The organism is Leifsonia sp. Soil_N53 (genome assembly GCF_057655165.1).
Genome location: NZ_JBDGMM010000060.1, coordinates 119737 through 142214, shown reverse-complemented (window position 1 = coordinate 142214; position 22478 = coordinate 119737). Strand labels below are relative to the sequence as shown.

The window sequence follows — 22478 nt, the reverse complement described above, 5'->3', positions numbered from 1 at the left end:
CTTCGCGTGTCGCGTTATCCGATGGTGCCGATCGGGACGATCTTGCCGCCCTCGACCTTGTAGCCGTAGACGGTCGGTGCCTGGAGCTCACCGGTGGAGTCCCACTTGTAGTGCTTGCTCAGGCCGTCGGCGTCGTAGTTCTTCACCCAGTCGACCAGGTCGGCGCGGGTCGTCTTGCCCTTGTCGATGCCGGCGAGCAGCACGGTCGTGGCGTCGTAACCCTCGATCGAGTAGGTGCCGGGCTCGGCGTTGGCGAGCGACTTGTAGGCCGACTCGAACGTCGGGATCAGCTCACCCGGGATGCAGGGGCAGGTGAAGTACGCGTTGCTGGACGCGTCGCCGGCCAGCTTGATGAACTGGTCGTCCTTCACACCGTCGGGGCCGACGAACGTGCCCTTGTAGCCCTTGTTGACGAGCTGCTGGTCGAACGGCGCACCCTCGGCGTAGTAGCCCGAGTAGTAGACCGCGTCCGGCTTCGCGTTGATGATCTTGGAGATCACGGCCGAGAAGTCCTTCTGGCCGGTCGTCACCTTGTCGGTGCCGACGAGCGCGCTGCCGAGCGCCTTCGAGGTCGTGGTGCCGAGGCCGATTCCGTAGTCGGAGTCGTCCTGGACCAGGTAGACCTTCTTGGCCTCCAGCTTGTCGGTCAGGAACTTCGCCGCCGCCGGGCCCTGGACGGCGTCGTTGCCGAGGCCGCGGAAGAAGGTCTTCCAGCCGTTCTGGGTCAGGCCCGGGTTGGTCGCGGACGGGGTGATGTGCACCAGGCCCTGCTGCTCGAAGATGTTACCGGTCGCCTTGGACTCGCCGGAGAACGGCAGGCCCACGACGCCGATGATGTCGGCTTCGTTGACGGCCTGGGTGACCGGGCCGGTCGCCTTGTTCGGGTCACCCTCGGTGTCGAACTTCTTGAACGCGACCTGGCAGCCCTTGTTGGACTCGTTGTGCTGGTTGATGGCCAGCTGGATGCCGTTGTAGATGTTGATGCCGAGCTGGGCGTTCGGGCCGGTCTCGGCGCCGACGTACGCGATGGTGAGCCCGGACGGGCAGGTGGCCTTGCCGTCGCCCGCGGGGAGCACGGCGTCTTTGGGGGTGTCAACGGAGGTGATCGCAGGGATGTTCACCTTGGAGCTGGAACTGGTGGAACCTCCCGTGGACGGCTGGTTGGCACAACCCACGAGGAACAGTGCGACTGACGCTGCAACAGCCGCACCTACCGTGACTTTCTTTCCTAGCATCTTCTGCCTCTCGACGTGAATCCGTGTAGAACGCGGCGTGATTGCCTCGTCGCACCACGAATATGTGTGCTGAGACTACATGCGATGCAAGCATTTGCACCCGACATTTCCGCCCAGATTTACACGATCGAAACCAAATGGTCGGATGCTCTTCACACGTGTCCGGGACCGGGTTATGGTGAGTAGTTCGCCGCACATCCGAGACGACGAGAGCGGGAGGCAGCGGTGCGCATCGAGCGGCTCACGCCTCCCCCGGCACTCGGCACCGAGGCGTCGCTGCTCTTCGAGGAGCTCGTCGGCGTCCTGAACGGCATCAGCGTCGCCCTGTGGCAGGCCGACGACTTCGTCGAGACCGCAGAGGAGGCGCTCGCCTCGTTCCGCGCGCAGGACTACCAGGAGAAGATCATCCTGGTCGCGATCGAGGACGGCGTCGTGGTCGGGCGGGTCGAGGCCGAGTTCCCGCTCGACGAGCGGGCGGAGACGGTGAGCCTGCTGGTGGACGTCGCTCCGGCGGCGCGCGGCAGGGGAATCGGCTCCGCGCTGCTCGCGGCCGGCGAGGAGCTCGCGGCGGAGGGCGGGCGCCGCGTCGTGAGCGCCTACACCGAGCATCCGGCGAGCACCCTCGGCGACAGCGTCTCGGTCGTCCGCGCACCCTCGGGCACGGCGGGCCTGCCGGCGGAATCGCGCGACGTGCGGTTCGCGCTCCGGCACGGCTACCGGCTCGGCCAGATCGAGCGCTCCAGCGAACTGCTGCTGCCGCTCCCCCGGGCCAGGGCGGCCGGCCTCGCGAGCACGGCGGCCTCCGCCACCGGCTACCGCGCGGTGTCCTGGCTGGGCCGGGCTCCCGACGAGCTGCTGGAGCCCTTCGCCGCGCTGAAGGCGCGCATGTCGACCGACGTCCCGCAGAGCGGCATCGCTGTCGACCGCGAGGAGTGGACCGGCGAGCGGGTCCGCGCCCAGGAGCGCGAGCTGGCGGAGCGCGGCGAGCCGCTGCTGGTCACGGCGGCCGAGCACATCGACACGGGCGAACTGGCCGCGTACACGGAGATCGCGGTCCCGGCCGACGGCGACAAGGCGGAGCAGTACGACACCCTCGTGGCGATCCCGCACCGCGGCCACCGGCTCGGCACCCTCGTCAAGCTGCAGAACATCCACGAGCTCGCAGTCCATGCGCCGCACATCCACCGGCTGCTGACCTGGAACGCCGACGAGAACGCGCCCATGCTCGCCATCAACCGGGCGTTCGGCTTCCAGCTGCACGCGTTGACGGGGCACTGGCAGAAGACGTTGGAGTGACGGCGCTTGCTACAGATGCCGGGTGGGGTCCATGCGCTGGTGCAGGATGCGAATGACATCGACACCGTCGCCGCGCTCGACGTAGAAGACCAGGTGGCTCCCGATCGCGTAGCGCCGGTAGCCCGATCGGATCTCGTCGCAGGGGCGCCCTCGATCGGGACGTGCTGCGACACGCTCGATGGCGGCGCGGATCTCGGTCACGTACGTCTCGGCTTGGCGCGCGTCCCACTTCTCCTGGGTGAAGTCCCAGATCGAGGACAGGTCCTGACGAGCAGCCGGGGACAGCCGGAATGGGCTCACGATTTCTTCGCTGCGATGAACGCGTCGAAGTCGAAGGCCTCCGGCTCGCCGCTCTCCTCACCGGCGATCAGGGCGGCCCGGAGCGTGGACATCTGCGTCTCCTGGTCCTCCAGCAGTCGCAATCCCGCCCGCACGACCTCGCTCGCCGATCGGTAGCGCCCCGTCGCAACCTCCTGGGCGAGGAAGCCGGCGAAGTGGTCGTCCAGGCTGATCGACGTGTTCATGGCCATGCGGTCATGTTACCAACTATTGGTATCAACGCGCCGAGCGATTCGCGATGAACCGTCTCACCGCAGCTTCTGGCAGTGCGGGCAGAAGTGCGACGACCGGTTCATGAAGCGCTCGCGGACGATCGGCGTTCCGCAGCGCGGGCACGGTTCGCCCTCCTGGCCGTAGGCATTCAGGCTGTGCGCGAAGTAGCCGGAGTTGCCGTTGACGTTGACGTATTGGGCGTCGAAGCTCGTGCCGCCCTCCGCCAGCGCCTTCTCGAGCACGTGCCGCACCTCCGCGAGCAGGGTGCGGACCTTCGCGCGGCTGAGCGACGACGCCGGCTGCTCGTAGTGGATGCGGGCGGCCCAGAGCGCCTCGTCGGCGTAGATGTTGCCGACCCCGCTGAGGACCGTCTGGTCGAGCAGGACCCGTTTGATGCCGCTGTTCTTGCGGGCGAGGGCCGCGGCGAACCCCGCATCGTCGAACGCCGGGTCGAGCGGGTCGCGGGCGATGTGCGAGACCTGGGTCGGGATGAGCGGCTCGGACGTGCCGAGGCCGGCGGCGGCGCCGTCCGCCGTCGGGACGAGCGTGTCGACCGCCATCGAGCCGAAGATGCGCTGGTCGACGAAGTGCACCCACAACTCGCGATGGTCGCCCGGCAGTGTCGCGGCGGTCTCGATGTGCAGGCGGATGCGGAGCAGGCCCGCCTCGTCCCAGCCGGGCTCGCGCAGCAGGATCTGCCCGCTCATCCCGAGGTGCGCGACGATCGCGCGGCGGGGGGCGCCCTGCAGCGGGATCCAGAGGAATTTGCCGCGGCGGGCGGGCTCCTCCATGACCCGGCCGGTCAGCAGGGTCTCGAACGCTCCCGCCACCGGGTCGTGGCGTTTCAGCGAGCGCGGCTCGAAGACCTCGACACCCAGGATGGTCGCGCCCGTGACCGCCGGCGCCAGGCCGGCGCGGACGACCTCAACCTCGGGGAGCTCTGGCACGACGGAGATTCAGCTCGGTCCAGGCCGTGAGCGCGGCGGCCATCTCGGCCTGCTTCTTGCTCGTGCCCTCGCCGGTGGCGGTGACGAGGTCGCCGACCGAGACGGTGGCGTGGAAGGTCTTGGAATGGTCGGGGCCGGTGTTCGTCACCGTGTAGACCGGGAGGCCGGCTCCGCGGTGGGCCGCAGCCTCCTGCAGGCTGGTCTTGGGGTCCATCGCCGCGCCGAAGCGGTCCGGGTCGGTCAGCAGCGGGTCGATCAGGCGCAGCACGAGAGCCGTCGCCTCTTCGCCGCCGACGTCGAGGTAGGCGGCGCCGATGATCGCTTCCACGGTGTCGGCGAGGATGGACGCCTTCTCGCGGCCGCCGCTCTGGTTCTCGCCGCGGCCGAGGCGCAGGTACTCGCCGAGGCCGATGCCGCGGGCGACCTCCGCGAGCGCCACCGAGCTGACCAGGCTGGCCCGGCGCTTCGCGAGCTCGCCCTCGTCGAGGTGCGGGTTCTCCCGGAACAGCTTGACGGTGACGGCCTGCCCGAGGATCGAGTCGCCGAGGAACTCCAGCCGCTCGTTGTTGGGGATGCCGCCGTTCTCGTACGCGTACGAGCGGTGGGTCAGCGCAAGCAGAAGAAGCTCGGGGTCGATATCGACCCCGAGCTTCTCGACGAGGGCAGAGTGGTCAGTGTTCTCGCCGACCACGTGCTGTCTGATCCCTAACTTCGTCTTACCTCGTGCGCTGTTCAGCCCTGGGGGCGAATCAGACGTCGGCGACCTTGCGGCCCTTGTACTCCATGAAGAGCGCGGTGCCCGCGGAGTCCTCGACGACCTTGGCACGGTGCGGGAGGCTGTAGACGACCTTGCCGTTCTCGATCGACTTGACGAGCGTGGGGACCTCGGCCTTCCACTGCGAACGACGGGCGTGGGTGTTGGCGCGAGACTGCTTCCGCTTCGGAACGGCCATGACTATCTCTCTTCTCCAGCCCCGGCGGCCGGGGCGTTGTTGCTGGTGGACTCGGTGTCGGAAGCCTGGAACGCCGCGAGCGCGGACCAGCGGGAATCGATGGTCTCGTTCGGCTTGCGGTCCGGTACATCCGCCAGCCTCTCCCCGGTCTCTGGATCGAGACCCGGGCAGTCCGGCCGGCACACCGGCTGAAACGGCAGTGCCAGCACCACCGCATCCCTGATCAGAGGTTCAAGATCCACGTGGTCGTCGTGAACCTCATAATCGAAAGCTTCCGTAGAAGGATACGCGAAAAGTTCCTGGATATCGACTTCGACAGGCTGCTCGATGTCGATCAGGCAGCGTCCGCAGACACCGGTGGCGGTGGTCTCGGCCTGTGCCGTGACCAGGATGCCCTCGTGCATCGACTCCAGCCGGAGCTCGAGGTCGATGGTCTCGCCGCCCGGAACGGACAGCAGTCCCTCGCCCAGTCGTTCGCCGACCGGGATGCTGAGGCGCTGCTCCCGCATCTCGCCGGGACGCCGCATGATGTCGTACACGTTGACCGTGTACGGGGTGGTTCTGAAGGTGCTCACGAGCGGCTATATTACGCGGGCCCGCCGACGCTCGCAGGCGACCGCCAGCCTGCTGGCAGCAACGACACAGGAATGAGCGCCGCCTTGAGCCGCAGCCCGCGGCCCGCCTGCGCCTCGAGCGCCGTGATCACCCGCTGCAGGTCGTCCGCGAGACCGACGGCGACCGCGCGCGTCGGCGGCCCGAACGCGTCGCGCTCGCGCACGTCGAGCAGGCGCAGCACGGCCTCCTCGCCCGGCGTGCCTGCGACGGCGGCGGCGATGCGGCGCGCGAAGACCCTCGGCGTCTCGGTGTCGGGCGCCGACCAGCCCAGATCGCGTGCCGTGTCGCGCAGCTCGTCCCAGACGACGGCCGCGCCGCCCCACGACTCCGAGAGCCGTCTCAGCCGTCCCCGCCTGCGCATCCGTCGCAGGACGGCGGGCGTCAGAAGCACCGCGAGCACGAGCAGCGCGACGCCGAGCCCGGAGAGCACGGGCTGCAGCGGCGACGGCGGCGTGGTCCCGGCGGCTCCCGCGACGTTCGGCTGGTCGGTGGGGACGAGGCGCTTCGGCGCGGACGACGAGCCGGGGCCCGAGGTCGGGGCGACTTCGTTCGGCGTCGCGTTGGGCCGCGTGTAGCTCGGGATCGTGCCGCGCCCCACCGTCGGCTCGAACGGCACCCAGCCCACGCCGGCGAAGTACAGCTCCGGCCAGGCGTGCAGGTCGTCGCTGGTGACCGTGTAGGTGCCCGGGCTGTTCGCCGTGCCACCGCTCGACGTTCCCGGCAGGTATCCCTCCGCCACCCGGGCCGGGATGCCGAGGCTGCGGGCCATCAGCGCCATCGCCGAGGCGAAGTGGACGCAGTAGCCGCTCTTCACCTCCAGGAACTTCGCGATGACCCGCGCGCCGTCGCCGTCGAAGCCCTGCTTGAGCGGCGTCTGCGTCGAGTAGACGAACCCGTTGTCGCGGAAATAGTCCTGCAGCGCCACCGCCTTGTCGTACTCCGACACCGCCCCCGCGGTGGCGGCCACGGCGGTCTGCCCCACGATCGCCGGCATGTTGGAGGGCAGGAAGAGGTCGCGCTCGATGTCGGCGGGCACGAAGCCTCCCGCCTCCCTGAGCTGGTCGGCCGTCGGTGCGAGCAGGAGGCTCGTCGCCGTGTACTTCTGGCCCTGCGTGGTCACGTTGATGCCGCCCAGGGTGAGGTCGTCGGGATCCCACGACCAGGTGCCGTTCAGCCCCTTGACCGACTGCACCGGCGCCGGCACGGGCAGCCAGCGGCTGGTCATGTCGTCGATCTCCACCGACGTCGTGATCTTGGTCGTCTTCACGCTGTCGGACAGGCCGGCGACCGGCCCGATCGCGACGCCGTTGGAGAGCCGCTTGGTGTCGCGCTCCCTGTGCTTCCAGACCGAGCCGGTGAACTGGTCGAGCGAGGCGAGCTTGAGATACTGGCCGCTCGGCGCGTTGGTCGTGTACGTCAGCGCACGGACGGCGGCCGGACGGCGGAGGTCCTTGCCGAGGTCGATCAGCGGCGTGACCGTGCCGCCGATCGAGATGCCGCCGGCCGTGAAGGACGTCGCGCCGCCATTGTCGAAGCCGGGCGCGGTCCCGGACAGGAGCACGGCCACGACGACCGCAGCGGCGCCGACGGACAGCGCCGCGGCCGGGCGTGGCGATCCCGGGCGCCTCGTGCGCACGTCGCAGCGCAGCAGCCACAGGAACGCCGCGGCCGATGCCGCCAGGGCGATCGGGTCCAGCCCGTCGCCCAGCAGCGCGCCAGGCACCACGAGCACGGCGGCGACCCCGATCGCGGTGAACGCGGGAGTGCGGATCGCGATGGCGAGGATGTCGAGCACGATCGCGATCAGGCAGGCGCCGCCGACCACGAGGAAGATGAACTCCGGCAGGCTCTCGGCCGGCGTGCCCTGCTGGTAGATGGAGAGCATCGCCTGCTGCAGGTAGACCCCCCAGCGCTCGACGGTGGCCGGCGTCGGGATGAGCCCGAGCAGCCCGGTCCCATTGCCGAAGGTCACCGTCATGATGATCGCGGCGAGCACGAGCTCCAGCACGGGCACGAGCCCGCGGTGCACCCCGATGGCGCGCAGCCCCGCTCCGCTCACCAACAGGATCGAGCTGGTCAGCATGAGGGCGAACCACCAGGTCGGACCCTGGACCAGGCCGCCCAGCGCGAAGCTGAGCGCGAGCATCTGCAGCAGCAGCGCCCCGGTGATCCGCCAGTAGGCCTGCCGCCGGCGCCGGACGCGGGTCAGCCCGAGCGGGAGCGCCTCGCTAACCATGGCCCACCACCGTCCGCTGGCGGTCGAGCGCGCGCTGCCAGCACTCCGCGGGATCCTCGCCCGCGGCGAACGGCACGCACAGCCAGCCCGCGTCACCGAGCACCTCGTCCACCTCGGGCGGAGCGCTCTCGCCGACGAACGCCACGGCGGGGTCGCCCATGCCGCGCAACGCCGCGAGCGACCCGAGTTCAGGCGTCCCGTCCAGCAGCACCGCGAAGATCGGGACGGCCCGCCCCGCACGGCGCAGTCCGGAGGCGAGTTCGGCGACGGCGTCGTCCCGCGTGACGGGCGTCGCCTCGACGGCGGCCAGGTCCGCGAGCAGCAGCCGGTCCGCGGTGCCGCGGTCGTACGTGGGCGTCACCGAGCCGAGAGTGCCGGTCCGCCCGGCCCCGCTGCGCCCGGAGAGCTGCCGCGGTGCGGTCTCGACCACGCTGAGCACGAACCCCTCGTCGAGGAGGTGCACGCCGACCGACGCGGTCAGCTCCATCAGCGTCTCGAACAACGCGTCGTCCGGCTCGTACGCGCTCGCGGCGGCCGACGGCCGGAGCGCGCTCGCGGTCGTCGGTGCGGGGCGGGTGTCCATCACGATCCAGGCCTCGGGATTGCTGCGCTGTTCCTCCTGCCGGACCATCAGCTTGTCGTGCCGCGCGGTCGCCCGCCAGTGCACGCGGCGCAGCGGATCGCCCGGCCGGTACTCGCGCGCGATCAGCTCGTCGGCGCTCGGGATGCTGTGCCGCTGCAGCTCGTGCTCCGCGCCCTCGCTGTGCGCGACGTCCAGCTCCCCGCTGGACAGCGGCACGACGCGGGGCGTCACCAGGAACTGCCGGGGCTGACCGAGCGCGTACTCCGCGTAGGCCACGCCGAACGGGTCGGTGCGGCTCACGATCAGCGGGCCGACCGGATGCGACCCGCGCTTGAAGGCGACCACGTCCTGCCGCAGCACCACCGTGTCGCGGCCGTGGGTGACGTTCACCTGGTGCGCGCCGAGCCGCGGGAACGGCGCGGACCCCTGCACCTCGACCCCCGCCGGCGCGTACTCGCGCCAGCGCGCGGGCGGGCTCGGCCGGGCGGCCTGGTTGCGGGCCGTCGTGACGATGGTCGACTGCTCCCCCACTGCGACGACGTCCGGGTGGAAGCTGCGGGTCACGGTGAGCCGCGGCCGGTCGAGGGTGACCGAGATCATCGCCGCCAGCGGCAGCACGGTGAGGAAGACCCCGACGAACAGCACGTCGGTGCGGCCGAAGAACGCCGAGGCGGCCAGCGCGACGACGCCGACGGCACCGAATGCCCAGCCGCGCGCAGTCGGACGCGGCTTCCTCAGAGGCGACGGCCCCCCGCGTCCTGCCACGGCCTACTCCCTGCCTGTGCGAGCGGCTCCCGCGGCCCGGCCCCTGCCGGTCACGCCTGCGCCGTCCGTCGTCGCGCCGCCGATCGCGCCGGAGCCGACCGGCACGGGCGTCGCCGCCACGATCCGGCGCACGATGTCCGCGATCACCGGCGCGCTCTCGTGGTGGTGCCCGAGAGCGCGGCTGGTCGGCAGCAGCCGGTGGCCGAGCACCGGCACCGCCAGCGCGTCGATGTCGTCGGGCAGCACGAAGTCGCGGCCGTCGAGGGCCGCCATCGCCTTGGCCGCCCGGACGAGCTGCAGGGTGGCACGCGGGCTGCCGCCGAGGCGCAGGTCGCGGTCCTCGCGCGTCGCCCGCACCAGGTCGACCGCGTACTGCTTCACCGGGCCGGAGGCGAAGACCGCGCGAGCCGTCGTCATCATCGCCCGCAGCTCGTCCGAAGTGACCACCGGCCCGATCCGCGAGAGCGGGCTGGAGGTGTCGCGCGTGGTCAGCATGGCGAGCTCGGAGTCCTCGTCCGGGTAGCCCATCGCGATGCGCGCCATGAACCGGTCGCGCTGCGCCTCCGGGAGGGCGTAGGTGCCCTCCATCTCGATCGGGTTCTGGGTCGCCACCACGATGAACGGCGCCGCCAGCGGATAGGTCGAGCCGTCGACGGTGACCTGCCGCTCCTCCATGCACTCAAGCAGGGCGGACTGCGTCTTCGGGCTGGCCCGGTTGATCTCGTCGCCGATGACGATGTTCGCGAACACCGCGCCCGGCTTGAACTCGAAGCGCCGCTCCGCCTGGTTGTAGACGGACACGCCGGTGACGTCGCTCGGCAGCAGGTCGGGCGTGAACTGGATGCGGCTCACCGAGCAGTCCACCGACTTCGCCAGCGACTTGGCCAGCATCGTCTTGCCGACGCCCGGCACGTCCTCGATCAGGAGGTGGCCCTCGGCGAGCAGGACGACCAGCGCCGTCTGCACCGCGTCGTGCTTGCCGTCGATGACGGACTCCACGTTGACGGTGATCTGCTCCGCGGCGCGTCTCAGCTCGTCCAGGTCCATTCCCGGCGCGGGCAGGCCGACCTCCTCCGGTGCGACCGAGGACTCCGTCGGCTGGCGCGTCGCGTAACTGTTCATCTCTCCACCCGGGTCATGTGGTTGACAGCAGCTCGGATACGGCGGGAGGCACGTAGGGGCTCACGTCCCCGCCGAGGTTCGCGACCTGGCGCACGAGCGAGCTCGACACGTGCGCGTTCGCCGGGTCGGGAAGCAGGAAGACCGTCTCGACCTCGGCGAGGTGGCGGTTGACGATCGCCATCGGGGTCTCGTAGGCCACGTCGACCTGGGAGCGGATGCCCTTGACGAGCACGTGCGCTCCGACGTCGGTGCAGTAGTCGACCAGGAGGCCGACCGACCAGGACGCCACCACGATCCGGCCCGCGATCCCGGCGTCCTCGATCGAGCGCTCGATCAGCGCCACGCGCTGCGCGATGGGCAGCAGGGCCGACTTGTCCGGGTTGTGGACCACCAGCACGTGGACCTCGTCCCACAGCCGCGCGGCCCGCTCGATGACATCGAGATGCCCGAGAGTGACCGGGTCGAACGATCCAGGGACTACGGCGATCCTGTTCATAGGGCACCAGACTATTACGCGATAACCGGCATTTCGTTGTGAATCCGTTATCTTCCCAGGGCAGAGTGTCGCGTGGTCCGGCGGCCGGTCACGATTTGCCGAGGAAGGCGCGCTCCGTCTCGTCCAGCCGACGCGCGAGCGCGGCGGCCAGCGCGGGATGCGCCGCGAGTCCGCCGTCGTCGAGCGTCTCGGCCGCGGCCACCCGCGCCTCGGAGATCAGCTCGCCGTCGGAGACCACGCGCAGCAGCTTCAGCGACGACCGGCCGCCGGACTGCCGGCTGCCGAGCACGTCGCCCTCGCGACGCAGCTCGAGGTCGACGTTGGCGAGCTCGAACCCGTCGAGGGTCGCCGCCACCGCGTCCACCCGCTCGCGCGCCAGCGACCCCTCCTCGGCGGAGGTGACCAGCAGACACAGCCCGGGGATGTCGCCGCGGCCGACCCGGCCGCGGAGCTGGTGGAGCTGCGAGACGCCGAACCGGTCGGCGTCCAGCACGATCATGGCGGAGGCGTTCGGCACGTTGACGCCGACCTCGATGACGGTCGTTGCGATCAGGAGGTCGAGCCCGCCGGCGGCGAAGGCGCGCATGACCGTGTCCTTCTCGTCCGACGACAGCCGGCCGTGCAGCACGCCGACGCGGGTCTCCGCGAACAGCGGATCGGCGCGCACCTGCGCGGCGACGGACTCGACGTTCGCGGGGGGACGGGCGGGACCGGCCTCCGGGTCGTCGGCGGGTGCGTCCTCCCCGTCGTCCTCGGCCTCCTTCTGGCTGATCGCCGGGCACACCACGAACACCTGGCGACCCTTCGCGATCTCCTCCGACGCGCGCTCCCAGATGCGGCGCTCCCAGCCCGGCCGGTCGGCGAGCGGGACGACGAAGCTCTCGATCCCCTGCCGCCCGGCCGGGAGCTGGGCGATGGTGGAGACCTCCAGGTCGCCGAACACGGTCATCGCGACCGTGCGCGGGATGGGGGTCGCCGTGAGCACCAGGACGTGCGGGGGCGTGCCGCCCTTCGCGCGCAGCGCCTCCCGCTGCTCCACGCCGAACCGATGCTGCTCGTCGACCACGACGAGACCGAGGTCGAAGAAGGTGACCGCGTCGCCCAGGAGGGCGTGCGTGCCGACCACGATGCGGGACTGCCCGCTCACCGTCCGCAGCAGCGCCCGCTTGCGCTCCGCTGTGGAGAGCTGGCCGGTGAGCAGCGTCGGCATCAGCTCCGCGGAGAGGTCGGGGCCGAGCATGTCGGCGATGGAGCGCAGGTGCTGGGCGGCCAGGACCTCCGTCGGGGCGAGCAGCGCCGACTGGCCTCCGCTGTCCGCGACCGCCAGCATCGCCCGCAGCGCGACCAGCGTCTTGCCGGAACCGACCTCGCCCTGGACGAGACGGTGCATCGGCTCCGCGGAGCCGAGGTCATGCGCAATCTCGCGTCCGACGTCTGCCTGGTCGCCGGTCAGGGTGAACGGCAGGATGGCGTCGAAGCGCTCCAGCAGGCCGCCCGGCGTCGCCTGCCGCGGTGTCGCCGCGACCGAGCGCGCCTCCGCGCGCTGCTGCAGCAGTGCGGCCTGCAGTACGAACGCCTCCTGGAAGCGCAGCGCGTCGCGTGCCCGCTGCCACTGCGCGTTCTTCTGCGGTCGGTGGATGCCCTCCAGGGCCTCCCGGAACGGCAGCAGCCCGCGCTCGGCGGCGATCGCCGCCGGCACCGGGTCCGGGCACGACCCGAGCGCGTCGAGCGCGAGGCCGACGGCCTTCTGCACCTGCCAGCTCGCCACCGTGCCGGTGGCCGGGTAGATGGGGATCGGAGTCTGCGCCCACTCCTTCGCGGCAGCGCTGCCCGGGGCGACGGCGTTCTCGTCGTCGTCGGCGAACAGCTCATAGTCGGGGTGCGCGAGCTGCAGCGCGCCGCGGTAGGCCGACACCTTGCCCGCGAAGATGCCCCGCACGCCGGGCGCCAGCTCCTTGGACCGCCACGCCTGGTTGAAGAAGGTGAGGGTCAGGATGCCCTCGCCGTCGGAGATCTTCACCTCGAGGATGGAGCCGCGGCGGGCGCGCATCGGCCGCTCCTGCACCCGCAGCACCTCGGCGACGATCGTGACGTGCTCGTCCAGCGGCAGGTTCGCCAGCGCGGTCAGCTCGCCGCGCGTCGCGTACCGGCGGGGATAGTGCGCGAGCAGGTCGGCGACCGTGCGCATCCCGAACGCCTTCTCGAAGGCGGACGCCGTCCGGCCGCCAAGCACACCGGTCAGCCGGGTCTCGAGCGCGACGGTGCCGCCGGGATCCGGGGCGGTGCTGGAGGTCATGGTTCGATCGTAGGGGCCGCCTCCGTCGCCGCGTCGCGCTGCTGCGCCTCGATCGCGGCGAGCGCGGCGAGCTCGTCGGCGACATCGCTCTCCCCCGGGCGCTCTGCGTCGAGGCTGGTCTGGATGTCGAGCGCCTCCTGCCACCGGCCGAGTTCGCGCAGGCAGCGGGCGCGCGACCAGCGCGCGGCGAACTGCTGATCGAGCGTGCCGTAGCGCTCGGCGGCCTCCAGGGCCGCCTCGAACGCACCGAGAGCACCGTGTAGGTCGCCGGCCTCGAAGAGCGCCCAGCCGCGGTTGCTGTGCAGGGCGACCGCCCAGCGCAGCGTGCGCGTGTCGGTGACGCCCTCGAGCTCGGCGAGACCCTCCTCCGTCCACTGCTCGGAGCGCGCCGGGTCGGCGATGGCGAGCATGTGCGCCGCGTCGATCGCCAGGAAGGTGTCGTCGTCGCGCCGCGCCGCCAGCAGGGCGCTCTCGAACAGCGGGATCGCCTCCGACCTGAGCCCCTCCGTGTTGCGGAGCCGCCCGCGCTCCAGCAGGATGCGCACGGCGAGCGTGTCCAGCGCGGGCTCCAGGGAGTCGAGCAGACCGTCCGCTTCGGCGAAGCGGCCCTGCAGGCCCAGGGCGCGGGCGCGCTGGGTCTCCAACTCGGCGCGGACGAGTTCGGTGCGTTCGGGTTCTGCGGCGGCGATCGCGAAGCGTTCGGCGGATGCGACCGGGTCGTCGTACCGCCATAGGGCGTCGAGTTCCGCCTGCTGGAGGCGTTCGTCCATGCTCCTATTCTGCTGACGCCGCGGCGGCACCGCTAGGCTCGGATGGCTATGACCCGAATCGTCTCCGGCTTCGCCGGCTCGCTGACGCTCCAGGTGCCGAAGTCGGGCACGCGCCCGACCAGCGACCGCGTGCGCGAGGCCGTCTTCTCCGGTCTGGACGCGCGCGACGCCGTCCGCGGGGCCCACGTTCTCGACCTCTTCGCCGGATCCGGCGCGCTCGGGCTGGAGGCCGCCAGCCGCGGCGCCCCCCGGGTCGTGCTGGTGGAGAAGTCGGCGGCGGCCGCGGCCGTATGCCGGCGGAACGCCGACGCCGTCGTGCGCGCGGCGCCGAAGCACGCGCGGCCGCAGGTCGACGTTCGGGCGACGGCGGTGCTGCCGTACCTGGCCGCGGCCGGAGCGGCACGGTTCGACCTGGTCTTCGTGGACCCGCCGTACCACCTCCCCGACGGCGACCTGCTCGCGGTCCTGACCGCGCTCGTGCCCCTGCTGACGGAGGACGCGCTGGTCTGCGTCGAGCGCAGCACCCGCGACGGCGCGCCGTCCCTCCCCGAAGGACTCGTGCTCGACCGCACGCGCGCCTACGGCGAGACCGCCGTGCACTATCTGACCGACTAGTCCGGCTGACCAGCTAGCTCCTCAGCCCGCGTGGCCGTCCCACTCGAGGTACGGGTCCCAGCCGCCGCGCTCGTCGAAGGGGCGGCCGGCGACCAGGAGGCCGGCGCCTTCGCGCACCGTGCCGACGCGGCGGAAGCCGCCGGGCAGCGCCGTGTCGGGCGGGAAGCAGGCGAGGAGACCGTGGTCCTCTCCCCCGGTCAGCGCCGTGACCGGGTCCTCGCCGAGCGTCGCCGGGTCGAGGTCGATCGCGACACCGCTCGCCTCGGCCACGCGCCGGGCGTCGAGCGCGAGTCCGTCGCTGAGGTCGAGCATCGCCGTCGCACCGGCGTCCGCCGCCAGCGGGCCGTCCCAGACGGGAGGCCGCGGCCGCAGCTGGGCGCTCACCAGCTCGGGATGGGCAGCCGCTACGGCCGCGAACCGGTCCCGGTCGGGCACCCCGTCGATGTCGACGGCCTCGGCGAACAGCAGCCGCAGTCCCGCCGCAGCCGCGCCGAGGCTCCCGGAGACCGCGACGACGTCGCCCGGGCGCGCCCCGCTGCGGAGCACAGGGGCACGCCCCTGCAGGTCGCCGAACGCGGTCACCGCGAGCGTCAGTGTGTCGGACACGGACAGGTCGCCTCCCACGACGCCGCAGCCGGGCGCGAGCTCGGCGCACGCGGCGCGGAATCCGTCGGCGATGTGCTCCAGCGCCGACACCGGCAGGGTCTGCGGCGCGGCGATCGCGACCACCAGCGCGGTCGGGACGGCTCCCATCGCCGCGACGTCGGAGAGGTTGGTCGCCGCGGCCTTCCAGCCCAGGTCCTCCGGCGACGACCAGGCCAGCCGGAAGTCCGGGCCGTGCACCATCATGTCGGTGGTCACCACGAACCGGCCGTCGGGCGCCGCGAGCACCGCCGCGTCGTCGCCCGGACCGACGATCGTCGCCGACGAGCCGGGCAGCCGGGGGAAGATCCGTTTCAGCGCCTCGCGTTCGGATGCGCCTGCAACGGTCTCGTCCGCGCTCCCAGAATCCACCATGACTCACAACGGTAGCCTGAATCCTGATGTCCGCTCGCCGCTCCGCCCTCGCCCTCGTGCTCGCCGCCGCCGCTCTCGCCCTCGCCGGGTGCGCACCCACGGTCTCCCTCGACCCCGGTGCGGACGCGAACGACCCGGGCTGCGCCGAGATCTCGGTGCGCCTCCCCGACTCGGTCGCCGACAAGGACCAGCGGGAGACCGACGCGCAGGCGACCGGCGCCTGGGGGGACCCCGCCGCCGTGCTGCTGCGGTGCGGCGTTCCGCCGATCGGGCCGACGACCAAGCCGTGCGTCGACGTCAGCGGCATCGACTGGGTGCTGATGTCCGACCCGGCCGCCCGGCAGGTGGTCTACCAGACCTTCGGCCGCACGCCGGCGACGGAGGTCATCATCGACCACGTCTCCGGGGCGTCCGATGCGGCGGTGCTTCCCGAGTTCGCCTCGGCGATCGCCACCATCCCGCAGACCGAGAAGTGCCTCTCGACGCTCGACACCTCGCTCACCCCGCCGACGGCGACACCGACACCGGCGCCGACAGCCACGCCGACGCCGACGCCGACACCTTCGCGCTGACGGTCCCGGTTAGGCCGCCCGCGCCAGGGCCACCTGGATCAGTTCGTCGATCAGCTCCGGGTAGGCCAGCCCCGACTCCTGCCAGCAGCGCGGGAACATCGAGATCGGCGTGAAGCCCGGCATGGTGTTGATCTCGTTCACCACGAAGCCGTCCGCGGTGAGGAAGAAGTCCACCCGGGATAGCCCCTCCGCGCCGATGGCATCGAACGCACGCACGCCGAGGTCGCCCAGGTCGGCGAGCTCGGCGTCGGTCAGCTCGGCCGGGCAGACCAGCTCGATCCCCGGCGCGTCCAGATACTTCGCTGCGAAATCGTAGAAGTCGCGCCCGCTGATGACGATCTCGCCGGCGACGGACGCACGCGCGGGCTCGCCCGGCCGGCCGCCCAGCACCGCGATCTCCACCTCGCGCCCGACGACGGCCGCCTCGATCAGCACGCGGTCGTCCTCAGCGAGAGCGGTCTCGATGGCCGCGCCGAGGTCGTCCCACGACGTCACCTTGGACACCCCGACGCTGGAACCCGCGCGGGCGGGCTTCACGAACACCGGGAGGCCGAGCCGCTCCGACTCGCTGCGCACCGACTCGGGGTCGAGCTGCCACCGGTACGCGGTCACCGTCTGCCACGGCGCGACCGGGATGCCGGCCTGCTGCAGGACGGTCTTCGTGAAGTGCTTGTCCATGCCGAGCGCGCTCGCCAGCACGCCGCTGCCGACGTACGGGAGGCCGACGAGGTCGAGCATCCCCTGCACCGTGCCGTCCTCGCCCCAGGGGCCGTGCAGGATCGGGAAGACGACGTCGACCGCGCCCAGCGACGCACGCGCGCCGTCGGCCGTGACGACTGAGAGCTCGCGGGAGGCCACCGAGTCGGGCCAGGCGATCCGCGAGCCGTTGTCCTCGACCTGCGGGAGCGCGTCCGCGTTCAGCGCGAACCGCGCGGCGTCGTCCGGCTGGAGCGTGAACGCGCCCTCGCGGGTGATGCCGACCGGGATGACGTCGTAGCGGTCACGGTCGATCGCCGCCAGGACTCCCGCCGCCGTCGCGCAGCTGATCGAATGCTCGCTTGAGCGACCTCCAAACAGAAGTGCGACTGCGACCTTGTCCGTCATCCGTTGTCCTCTCTCCCTGCGGTTCGTCGTCCTCGGTGGTCAGATGGGGGGCGATGTCCTTGGGGTCGAGCGTGCCGGCGAGCACCTGGCTCACCTGGCGGACGATCGGCATCGCCACGCCGCGCGCCTCGGCGAGGCGCAGGATGGGCGCGACCGAGGCGAGGCCCTCCGCCGTCTGGTTCATCTGCTTGACGACGTCGTTGAAGCTGTAGCCCTGCCCGAGCAGGCGCCCCGCGGTGTTGTTGCGGCTGAGCGACGACTCGCAGGTGGCGATCAGGTCGCCGAGCCCCGCGAGGCCCGAGAGCGTCACGGCCTCAGCGCCGTACGCGACGGCGAAGTCCGTCATCTCGACCAGGCCGCGCGTGATGATCGACGCCTTGGTGTTCTCGCCGTACCCGACGCCGTCCACGATGCCGATCGCCACCGCGATGAGGTTCTTCAGCACGCCGCCGAACTCCGTGCCGATCACGTCGGTGTTCACGAAACTGCGGAAGTAGCGGTTGGTGGCGGCCATCGCCACGGCCTGCGCCGTCTCCAGGCTCTCCGACGACACGACGGCGGCGGTCGGCTGCTCGCGCGCGATCTCCAGTGCCAGGTTCGGTCCGGACGCGACCGCGATGCGCTCCCTGTCGATCGGGAGGCCCTGCGCGATCACCTCGCTCATCCGCAGGCCGGTGCCCTTCTCAACACCCTTCATCAGGCTCACGAGGATGGTCTGCGGCCCCAGGTGCGGGGCGAACGCCTCCAGGTTGGAGCGCAGCGTCTGACTCGGGATCGACACGAACACCTGCTCGGCGCCGCGCATGGCCTCGCCGATGTGGGAGGTGGCGCGCAGGTCGCGGGGCAGGTTGATGCCCTCCAGATAGTCGCTGTTGCGCTTCACCTCGTTGATCTCGCGCGCCAGCTCCGGGCGGCGCGCCCACAGCACGACGTCGTTGCCGCCGTCGGCCAGGATCTTCGCGAAGGTGGTCCCCCAGCTTCCGGCGCCGAGGACGGCGATGCGGCGGCGAGGCGGGGTCGGTGGTGCGGCCGTCCGGCCTTTCCTGTCAGCCATCGAAGCGGCCGGTCTCCTTCTGGTTGTGCGCCGCCGGATCCCAGCGGGTCTCCGGCGCCTTCTCGCCGCGCAGGTCCTCCAGCAGCGCCGTGATCGCGTTCATGATGACCTCGGTCGCTTCTGTGAGAGTCGCCTGGTCGAGGCTGCGGCCGCGGAACGCCGACAAGTCGACCGGGTCGCCGACCTTGACCGCGATGGTCTTGCGCGGGAAGAAGCTGATCTTCTTCGCGTAGCGGGCCATCACCTGCTGGGTGCCCCAGTGCGCCATCGGGATCACGGGGAGTCCGTGCTCCAGCGCCATGCGCGCCGCGCCGGTCTTGCCGCGCATCGGCCACATGTCCGGGTCGCGCGTGAGCGACCCCTCCGGGTAGATGATGACGACCTTGCCATCGTCGACGATCTTCTGCGCCTCGGCCAGCGGGGCCGCGCCGCGGGCGGAGCCGCCGCGCGCCACCGGGACCTGCCCGGACTTGCGCAGGAACCAGCCGGCCACGGGGATGCGGAACAGGCTCTCCTTGGCGAGGAAGCGCGGCAGCCTGCCCAGCTTCCAGACCACCATGCCCACCATCACCGGGTCGATCTCGCTGTAGTGGTTCGGCGAGATGATGTAGGCGCCGTGCCGCGGCAGCTTGCCGCCGTCGGTGATCCGGAACCGGGCGAGCAGGCTCCCCAGCGGGATGATGAGCGCGGCCAGCACCCAGAAGATCGAGGGCCGGCCCTTCTCGGAGCGCTGCGGCTTCGCGGACGCGGACGGGTTCACGGGTTCATCGGGATGGGGCACCATCCCATTATCCAGGGCCTCACCCCTCGAGAACGAAGTCCGCTCCGAGCAGTTCGAGCTTGGTGATGAACTTCTCGTACCCGCGGCTGATGATGCCGACATTGCTGACGGTCGAGCGGCCGTCGGCCGACAGGGCGGCGATGAGGTGGCTGAACCCTCCGCGCAGGTCGGGGATCTCCACGTCGGCGCCCTTCAGCTCCACCGGGCCCATGATGACCGCGGAGTGGTTGAAGTTGCGCTGCCCGAAACGGCAGTCGTGACCGCCGAGGCACTCCTTGTGCACCTGGATCTTGGCGCCCATGTCGATGAGGGCGTCCGTGAAGCCGAAGCGCTGCTCGTACACGGTCTCGTGGACGATGGACACGCCCTCCGCCTTGGTCAGCGCGACCACGAGCGGCTGCTGCCAGTCGGTCATGAAGCCGGGGTGCACATCGGTCTCGATGACGACGGGCTTGAGCTCGCCGCCCGGGTGGAAGAACCGGATGCCGTCGTCGTGGATCTCGAACGCACCGCCCACCTTGCGGAAGACGTTGAGGAAGGTCAGCATCTCGGGCTGACGCGCGCCGCCGACGTAGATGTCGCCGTTGGTCGCGAGCGCCGCTGCGGCCCAGCTGGCGGCCTCGTTGCGGTCGAACAGCGCGGTGTGGCTGTAGCCGACCAGCTTGTCGACGCCCTCGATGCGGATCACCCGGTCGGTGTCGACCGAGATGATCGCGCCCATCTTCTGCAGGACGTTGATCAGGTCCATGATCTCGGGCTCGATCGCCGCGCCCTTGAGCTCGGTGATGCCCTCGGCGCGGACCGCCGTGAGCAGCACCTGCTCGGTGGCGCCGACGCTCGGGTACGGCAGTTCCAGCTTGGCGCCGTGCAGGCCCTCGGGGGCCGTCATCCGGATGCCGCTCGGCAGCTTGTCGACCACGGCGCCGAACTTGCGCAGCACCTCGAGGTGGTAGTCGATCGGACGGTCGCCGATGCGGCAGCCGCCGAGGTCGGGGATGAACGCCTCGCCGAGCCGGTGCAGCAGCGGACCGCAGAACAGGATCGGGATGCGGCTGGAGCCGGCGTGCGCGTCGATGTCGGCCATGTGCGCCGTCTCCACCGCGCTCGGGTCGAGCAGCAGCTCGCCCTCCTCGGCGCCGTCGGTGACCTTCACGCCGTGGACCTCGAGGAGGCCGCGGACGACCCGCACATCGCTGATGTTCGGGACGTTCCGCAGCACGCTCGGGCCCTCGCCCAGGATGGCCGCGACCATCGCCTTCGTGACGAAGTTCTTGGCGCCGCGCACCTCGATGCGGCCCCGCAGTGGGATGCCGCCGTTGATCGTGATGCGGTCGGCCGTGAGACCGACGTGCGCGCCTGCCGCCTGAGCGTCCTGAAGAAGTGAGTTCAAAGTTTCACCGGGAGTGTCTTGGGCCGCCAGCTTGCGCGGGCGGCTTCGTATTCGGAGATGCGCGTCTCGTCGCGCAGGGTCAGGGCGATGTCGTCCAGCCCTTCGAGCAAACGCCAGCGAGTGTAATCGTCGATGTCGAAAGACACCTGAACCGCACCCACGGTCGCAGTCTTGGCAACCAGATCGACCGTCGCCGCTATTCCCGGGCTGGCCTCGATGGCCGCCCAGAGCCGCTCGGCGTCCTCCTCGGTGATGATGCCGGTGAGGAGGCCCTGCTTGCCCGAATTGCCGCGGAAGATGTCGGCGAACCGCGGGCTCAGGACGACCCGGAAGCCGTAGTCGCGCAGCGCCCAGACGGCGTGCTCGCGGGAGGAGCCCGTGCCGAAGTCCGACCCGGCGACGAGCACGCTCGGGTTCTGGTAGGCCTCCTGGTTGAGGATGAACTCCGGGTCCTTGCGCCACTCGTGGAAGAGCGCGTCGTCGAAGCCGGTCTTGGTGACCCGCTTGAGGAAGACGGCCGGGATGATCTGGTCGGTGTCGACGTTGGACCGGCGGAACGGCACGGCCACGCCGGTGACGGTCTCGAACTTCTCCATCAGGCGCCCACCTTCTCTCCTGCGGTCGTATCGACGTCGGCCTGCTCCAGATCCCACGGGCTGGACAGCGTGCCGCGGATGGCCGTGGCCGCCGCGACCAGCGGCGACACCAGGTGGGTGCGACCGCCCTTGCCCTGCCGGCCCTCGAAGTTGCGGTTGGAGGTGGAGGCGCAGCGCTCCCCCGGCGCGAGCTGGTCGGGGTTCATGCCGAGGCACATCGAGCAGCCGGCGAACCGCCACTCCGCGCCGAACTCCTCGACGATCTTGTCGATGCCCTCCGCCTCGGCCTCGATGCGCACGCGGGCGCTGCCGGGGACGACCATGACGCGCACGCCGTCGGCCTTCTTGTGCCCCTTGATGACGGAGGCGAAGGCCCGCAGGTCCTCGATGCGGCTGTTGGTGCAGGAGCCCATGAACACCGCGTCGACCGGGATGCTCTTCATCGGCGTGCCCGGGGTCAGGTCCATGTACTCCAGCGCGCGCTCGGCGGCGGCGCGGGCGTTCGGCTCCTCGATCGTCGCCGGGTCGGGCACGGCCTGGCTGAGCGAGACGCCCTGGCCGGGGTTGGTGCCCCAGGTCACGAAGGGCTCGATCTCGGCGGCGTCCAGGTAGACCTCGGCGTCGAACACCGCGTCGTCGTCCGTCGCGAGCGTGTCCCAGTAGGCGACGGCGTCGTCCCAGTCGGCGCCCTCTGGAGCGTGCGGGCGGCCCTTCAGGTAGGCGTAGGTGGTCTCGTCCGGCGCGACCATCCCGGCGCGGGCGCCCGCCTCGATCGACATGTTGCAGATCGTCATGCGGCCCTCCATCGAGAGCGCGCGGATGGCACTGCCGCGGTATTCGAGCACGTAGCCCTGCCCGCCGCCGGTGCCGATCTTCGCGATGACCGCGAGGATGATGTCCTTCGCCGTCACGCCGGGGCGCAACTCGCCCTCGACCGTGATGGCCATCGTCTTGAACGCCTTCAGCGGCAGCGTCTGCGTGGCGAGCACGTGCTCCACCTCGCTGGTGCCGATGCCGAACGCCATCGCGCCGAACGCGCCGTGGGTGGAGGTGTGCGAGTCGCCGCAGACCACCGTGATGCCCGGCATGGTGAGGCCGAGCTGCGGGCCGACGACGTGCACGATGCCCTGCTCGACGTCCCCGAGCGAGTGCAGCCGGACGCCGAACTCCTCGGCGTTCCTGCGCAGCGTCTCGATCTGGGTGCGGCTGGTCAGGTCGGCGATCGGCCGGTCGATGCCGATGGTCGGCGTGTTGTGGTCCTCGGTCGCGATGGTGAGGTCGGGGCGGCGGACCGGCCGGCCGGCCATGCGCAGGCCGTCGAAGGCCTGCGGGCTGGTCACTTCGTGGACCAGGTGCAGGTCGATGTAGATCAGGTCGGGCGAGCCGTCCTCACCCTTCACGACCAGGTGGTCTCGCCACACCTTCTCCGCCAGGGTCAGCGGACTGTGCTGCGTCGTCATCTCGGTACTCCTTGAGCTTCGTA

General features: G+C 71.0%; 23 protein-coding genes. 3 read left to right on the top strand and 20 right to left on the bottom strand.

Features of this window, described 5'->3' with window-relative positions:
- Positions 1 to 14: 14 nt before the first annotated feature.
- Positions 15 to 1121 carry a branched-chain amino acid ABC transporter substrate-binding protein gene (locus tag AC3A3H_RS11030; RefSeq protein WP_487614602.1) on the bottom strand — a complete coding sequence of 369 codons (1107 nt, stop codon included), beginning with the start codon at positions 1119 to 1121 and terminating at the stop codon, positions 15 to 17.
- Between the two features lie 339 nt (positions 1122 to 1460).
- Between AC3A3H_RS11030 and AC3A3H_RS11025 the strand changes: the two genes are divergently transcribed.
- Positions 1461 to 2531 (top strand): GNAT family N-acetyltransferase, encoded by a 1071-nt coding sequence (locus tag AC3A3H_RS11025; protein ID WP_487614601.1) that lies wholly within the window; start codon positions 1461 to 1463, stop codon positions 2529 to 2531.
- A gap of 9 nt (positions 2532 to 2540) precedes the next feature.
- Here AC3A3H_RS11025 and AC3A3H_RS11020 read toward each other — a convergent pair whose 3' ends face one another.
- The 12 genes from AC3A3H_RS11020 to AC3A3H_RS10965 form a co-directional block, all read right to left on the bottom strand.
- Entirely contained in the window at positions 2541 to 2831 is a 291-nt protein-coding gene (locus tag AC3A3H_RS11020) for a type II toxin-antitoxin system RelE/ParE family toxin (RefSeq protein ID WP_487614600.1), read from the bottom strand.
- A complete protein-coding gene (locus AC3A3H_RS11015; protein WP_487614599.1) occupies positions 2828 to 3061 on the bottom strand; it encodes a type II toxin-antitoxin system ParD family antitoxin in 234 nt (77 codons plus the stop codon). The genes AC3A3H_RS11020 and AC3A3H_RS11015 overlap by 4 nt, the downstream gene beginning before the upstream one ends.
- A gap of 57 nt (positions 3062 to 3118) precedes the next feature.
- Positions 3119 to 4030 carry a bifunctional DNA-formamidopyrimidine glycosylase/DNA-(apurinic or apyrimidinic site) lyase gene (gene mutM / locus AC3A3H_RS11010; protein WP_487614598.1) on the bottom strand — a complete coding sequence of 304 codons (912 nt, stop codon included), beginning with the start codon at positions 4028 to 4030 and terminating at the stop codon, positions 3119 to 3121.
- The gene (gene rnc, locus AC3A3H_RS11005) at positions 4008 to 4721 is read right to left on the bottom strand and encodes a ribonuclease III (RefSeq protein ID WP_487614597.1); all 714 of its coding nucleotides are present in this window, start codon (positions 4719 to 4721) and stop codon (positions 4008 to 4010) included. Before rnc ends, mutM begins: the two co-directional genes overlap by 23 nt.
- 58 nt (positions 4722 to 4779) lie before the next feature.
- The gene (gene rpmF, locus AC3A3H_RS11000; protein ID WP_055919953.1) at positions 4780 to 4983 is read right to left on the bottom strand and encodes a 50S ribosomal protein L32; all 204 of its coding nucleotides are present in this window, start codon (positions 4981 to 4983) and stop codon (positions 4780 to 4782) included.
- Between the two features lie 2 nt (positions 4984 to 4985).
- Positions 4986 to 5492, bottom strand: coding sequence for a YceD family protein (locus AC3A3H_RS10995; protein ID WP_487614614.1), 507 nt, complete (start codon positions 5490 to 5492; stop codon positions 4986 to 4988).
- Positions 5493 to 5569: 77 nt separating this feature from the next.
- Positions 5570 to 7834: a transglutaminase TgpA family protein gene (locus AC3A3H_RS10990; RefSeq protein ID WP_487614596.1), complete on the bottom strand. Its 2265-nt coding sequence runs from the start codon at positions 7832 to 7834 to the stop codon at positions 5570 to 5572.
- Positions 7827 to 9182, bottom strand: coding sequence for a DUF58 domain-containing protein (locus AC3A3H_RS10985; protein WP_487614595.1), 1356 nt, complete (start codon positions 9180 to 9182; stop codon positions 7827 to 7829). The genes AC3A3H_RS10990 and AC3A3H_RS10985 overlap by 8 nt, the downstream gene beginning before the upstream one ends.
- A 3-nt stretch (positions 9183 to 9185) precedes the next feature.
- Positions 9186 to 10304, bottom strand: a complete 1119-nt coding sequence (locus AC3A3H_RS10980; RefSeq protein ID WP_487614594.1) for an AAA family ATPase — start codon at positions 10302 to 10304, stop codon at positions 9186 to 9188.
- A 13-nt stretch (positions 10305 to 10317) separates the two neighbouring features.
- Complete coding sequence (coaD, locus tag AC3A3H_RS10975; RefSeq protein WP_487614593.1) at positions 10318 to 10800, bottom strand: pantetheine-phosphate adenylyltransferase; 483 nt, start codon at positions 10798 to 10800, stop codon at positions 10318 to 10320.
- Positions 10801 to 10888: 88 nt separating this feature from the next.
- Positions 10889 to 13096, bottom strand: coding sequence for an ATP-dependent DNA helicase RecG (locus AC3A3H_RS10970; RefSeq protein WP_487614592.1), 2208 nt, complete (start codon positions 13094 to 13096; stop codon positions 10889 to 10891).
- Positions 13093 to 13866 carry a hypothetical protein gene (locus AC3A3H_RS10965; protein WP_487614591.1) on the bottom strand — a complete coding sequence of 258 codons (774 nt, stop codon included), beginning with the start codon at positions 13864 to 13866 and terminating at the stop codon, positions 13093 to 13095. The genes AC3A3H_RS10970 and AC3A3H_RS10965 overlap by 4 nt, the downstream gene beginning before the upstream one ends.
- Positions 13867 to 13914: 48 nt before the next feature.
- On the opposite strand from AC3A3H_RS10965, the gene rsmD reads away from it, so the two are divergent.
- Entirely contained in the window at positions 13915 to 14481 is a 567-nt protein-coding gene (rsmD, locus tag AC3A3H_RS10960; RefSeq protein WP_487614590.1) for a 16S rRNA (guanine(966)-N(2))-methyltransferase RsmD, read from the top strand.
- Positions 14482 to 14502: 21 nt separating this feature from the next.
- Here rsmD and thiL read toward each other — a convergent pair whose 3' ends face one another.
- A complete protein-coding gene (thiL, locus tag AC3A3H_RS10955; protein WP_487614589.1) occupies positions 14503 to 15498 on the bottom strand; it encodes a thiamine-phosphate kinase in 996 nt (331 codons plus the stop codon).
- Between the two features lie 26 nt (positions 15499 to 15524).
- Between thiL and AC3A3H_RS10950 the strand changes: the two genes are divergently transcribed.
- Complete coding sequence (locus AC3A3H_RS10950) at positions 15525 to 16070, top strand: DUF3515 family protein (protein ID WP_487614588.1); 546 nt, start codon at positions 15525 to 15527, stop codon at positions 16068 to 16070.
- A 9-nt stretch (positions 16071 to 16079) separates the two neighbouring features.
- On the opposite strand, the gene AC3A3H_RS10945 is transcribed toward AC3A3H_RS10950, so the two are convergent.
- The 6 genes from AC3A3H_RS10945 to leuC are packed head-to-tail and all read right to left on the bottom strand — an operon-like array spanning position 16080 to position 22455.
- Positions 16080 to 17174 carry a D-alanine--D-alanine ligase family protein gene (locus tag AC3A3H_RS10945; protein WP_487614587.1) on the bottom strand — a complete coding sequence of 365 codons (1095 nt, stop codon included), beginning with the start codon at positions 17172 to 17174 and terminating at the stop codon, positions 16080 to 16082.
- Positions 17071 to 18228, bottom strand: coding sequence for an NAD(P)H-dependent glycerol-3-phosphate dehydrogenase (locus tag AC3A3H_RS10940; RefSeq protein ID WP_487614586.1), 1158 nt, complete (start codon positions 18226 to 18228; stop codon positions 17071 to 17073). The genes AC3A3H_RS10945 and AC3A3H_RS10940 overlap by 104 nt, the downstream gene beginning before the upstream one ends.
- A complete protein-coding gene (locus AC3A3H_RS10935) occupies positions 18221 to 19012 on the bottom strand; it encodes a lysophospholipid acyltransferase family protein (protein WP_487614585.1) in 792 nt (263 codons plus the stop codon). Before AC3A3H_RS10935 ends, AC3A3H_RS10940 begins: the two co-directional genes overlap by 8 nt.
- A gap of 16 nt (positions 19013 to 19028) precedes the next feature.
- A complete protein-coding gene (gene murA, locus AC3A3H_RS10930; protein WP_487614584.1) occupies positions 19029 to 20399 on the bottom strand; it encodes a UDP-N-acetylglucosamine 1-carboxyvinyltransferase in 1371 nt (456 codons plus the stop codon).
- Positions 20396 to 20995: a 3-isopropylmalate dehydratase small subunit gene (gene leuD / locus AC3A3H_RS10925; RefSeq protein WP_487614583.1), complete on the bottom strand. Its 600-nt coding sequence runs from the start codon at positions 20993 to 20995 to the stop codon at positions 20396 to 20398. The genes murA and leuD overlap by 4 nt, the downstream gene beginning before the upstream one ends.
- A complete protein-coding gene (gene leuC, locus AC3A3H_RS10920; RefSeq protein WP_487614582.1) occupies positions 20995 to 22455 on the bottom strand; it encodes a 3-isopropylmalate dehydratase large subunit in 1461 nt (486 codons plus the stop codon). Before leuC ends, leuD begins: the two co-directional genes overlap by 1 nt.
- Between the last annotated feature and the right edge of the window lie 23 nt (positions 22456 to 22478).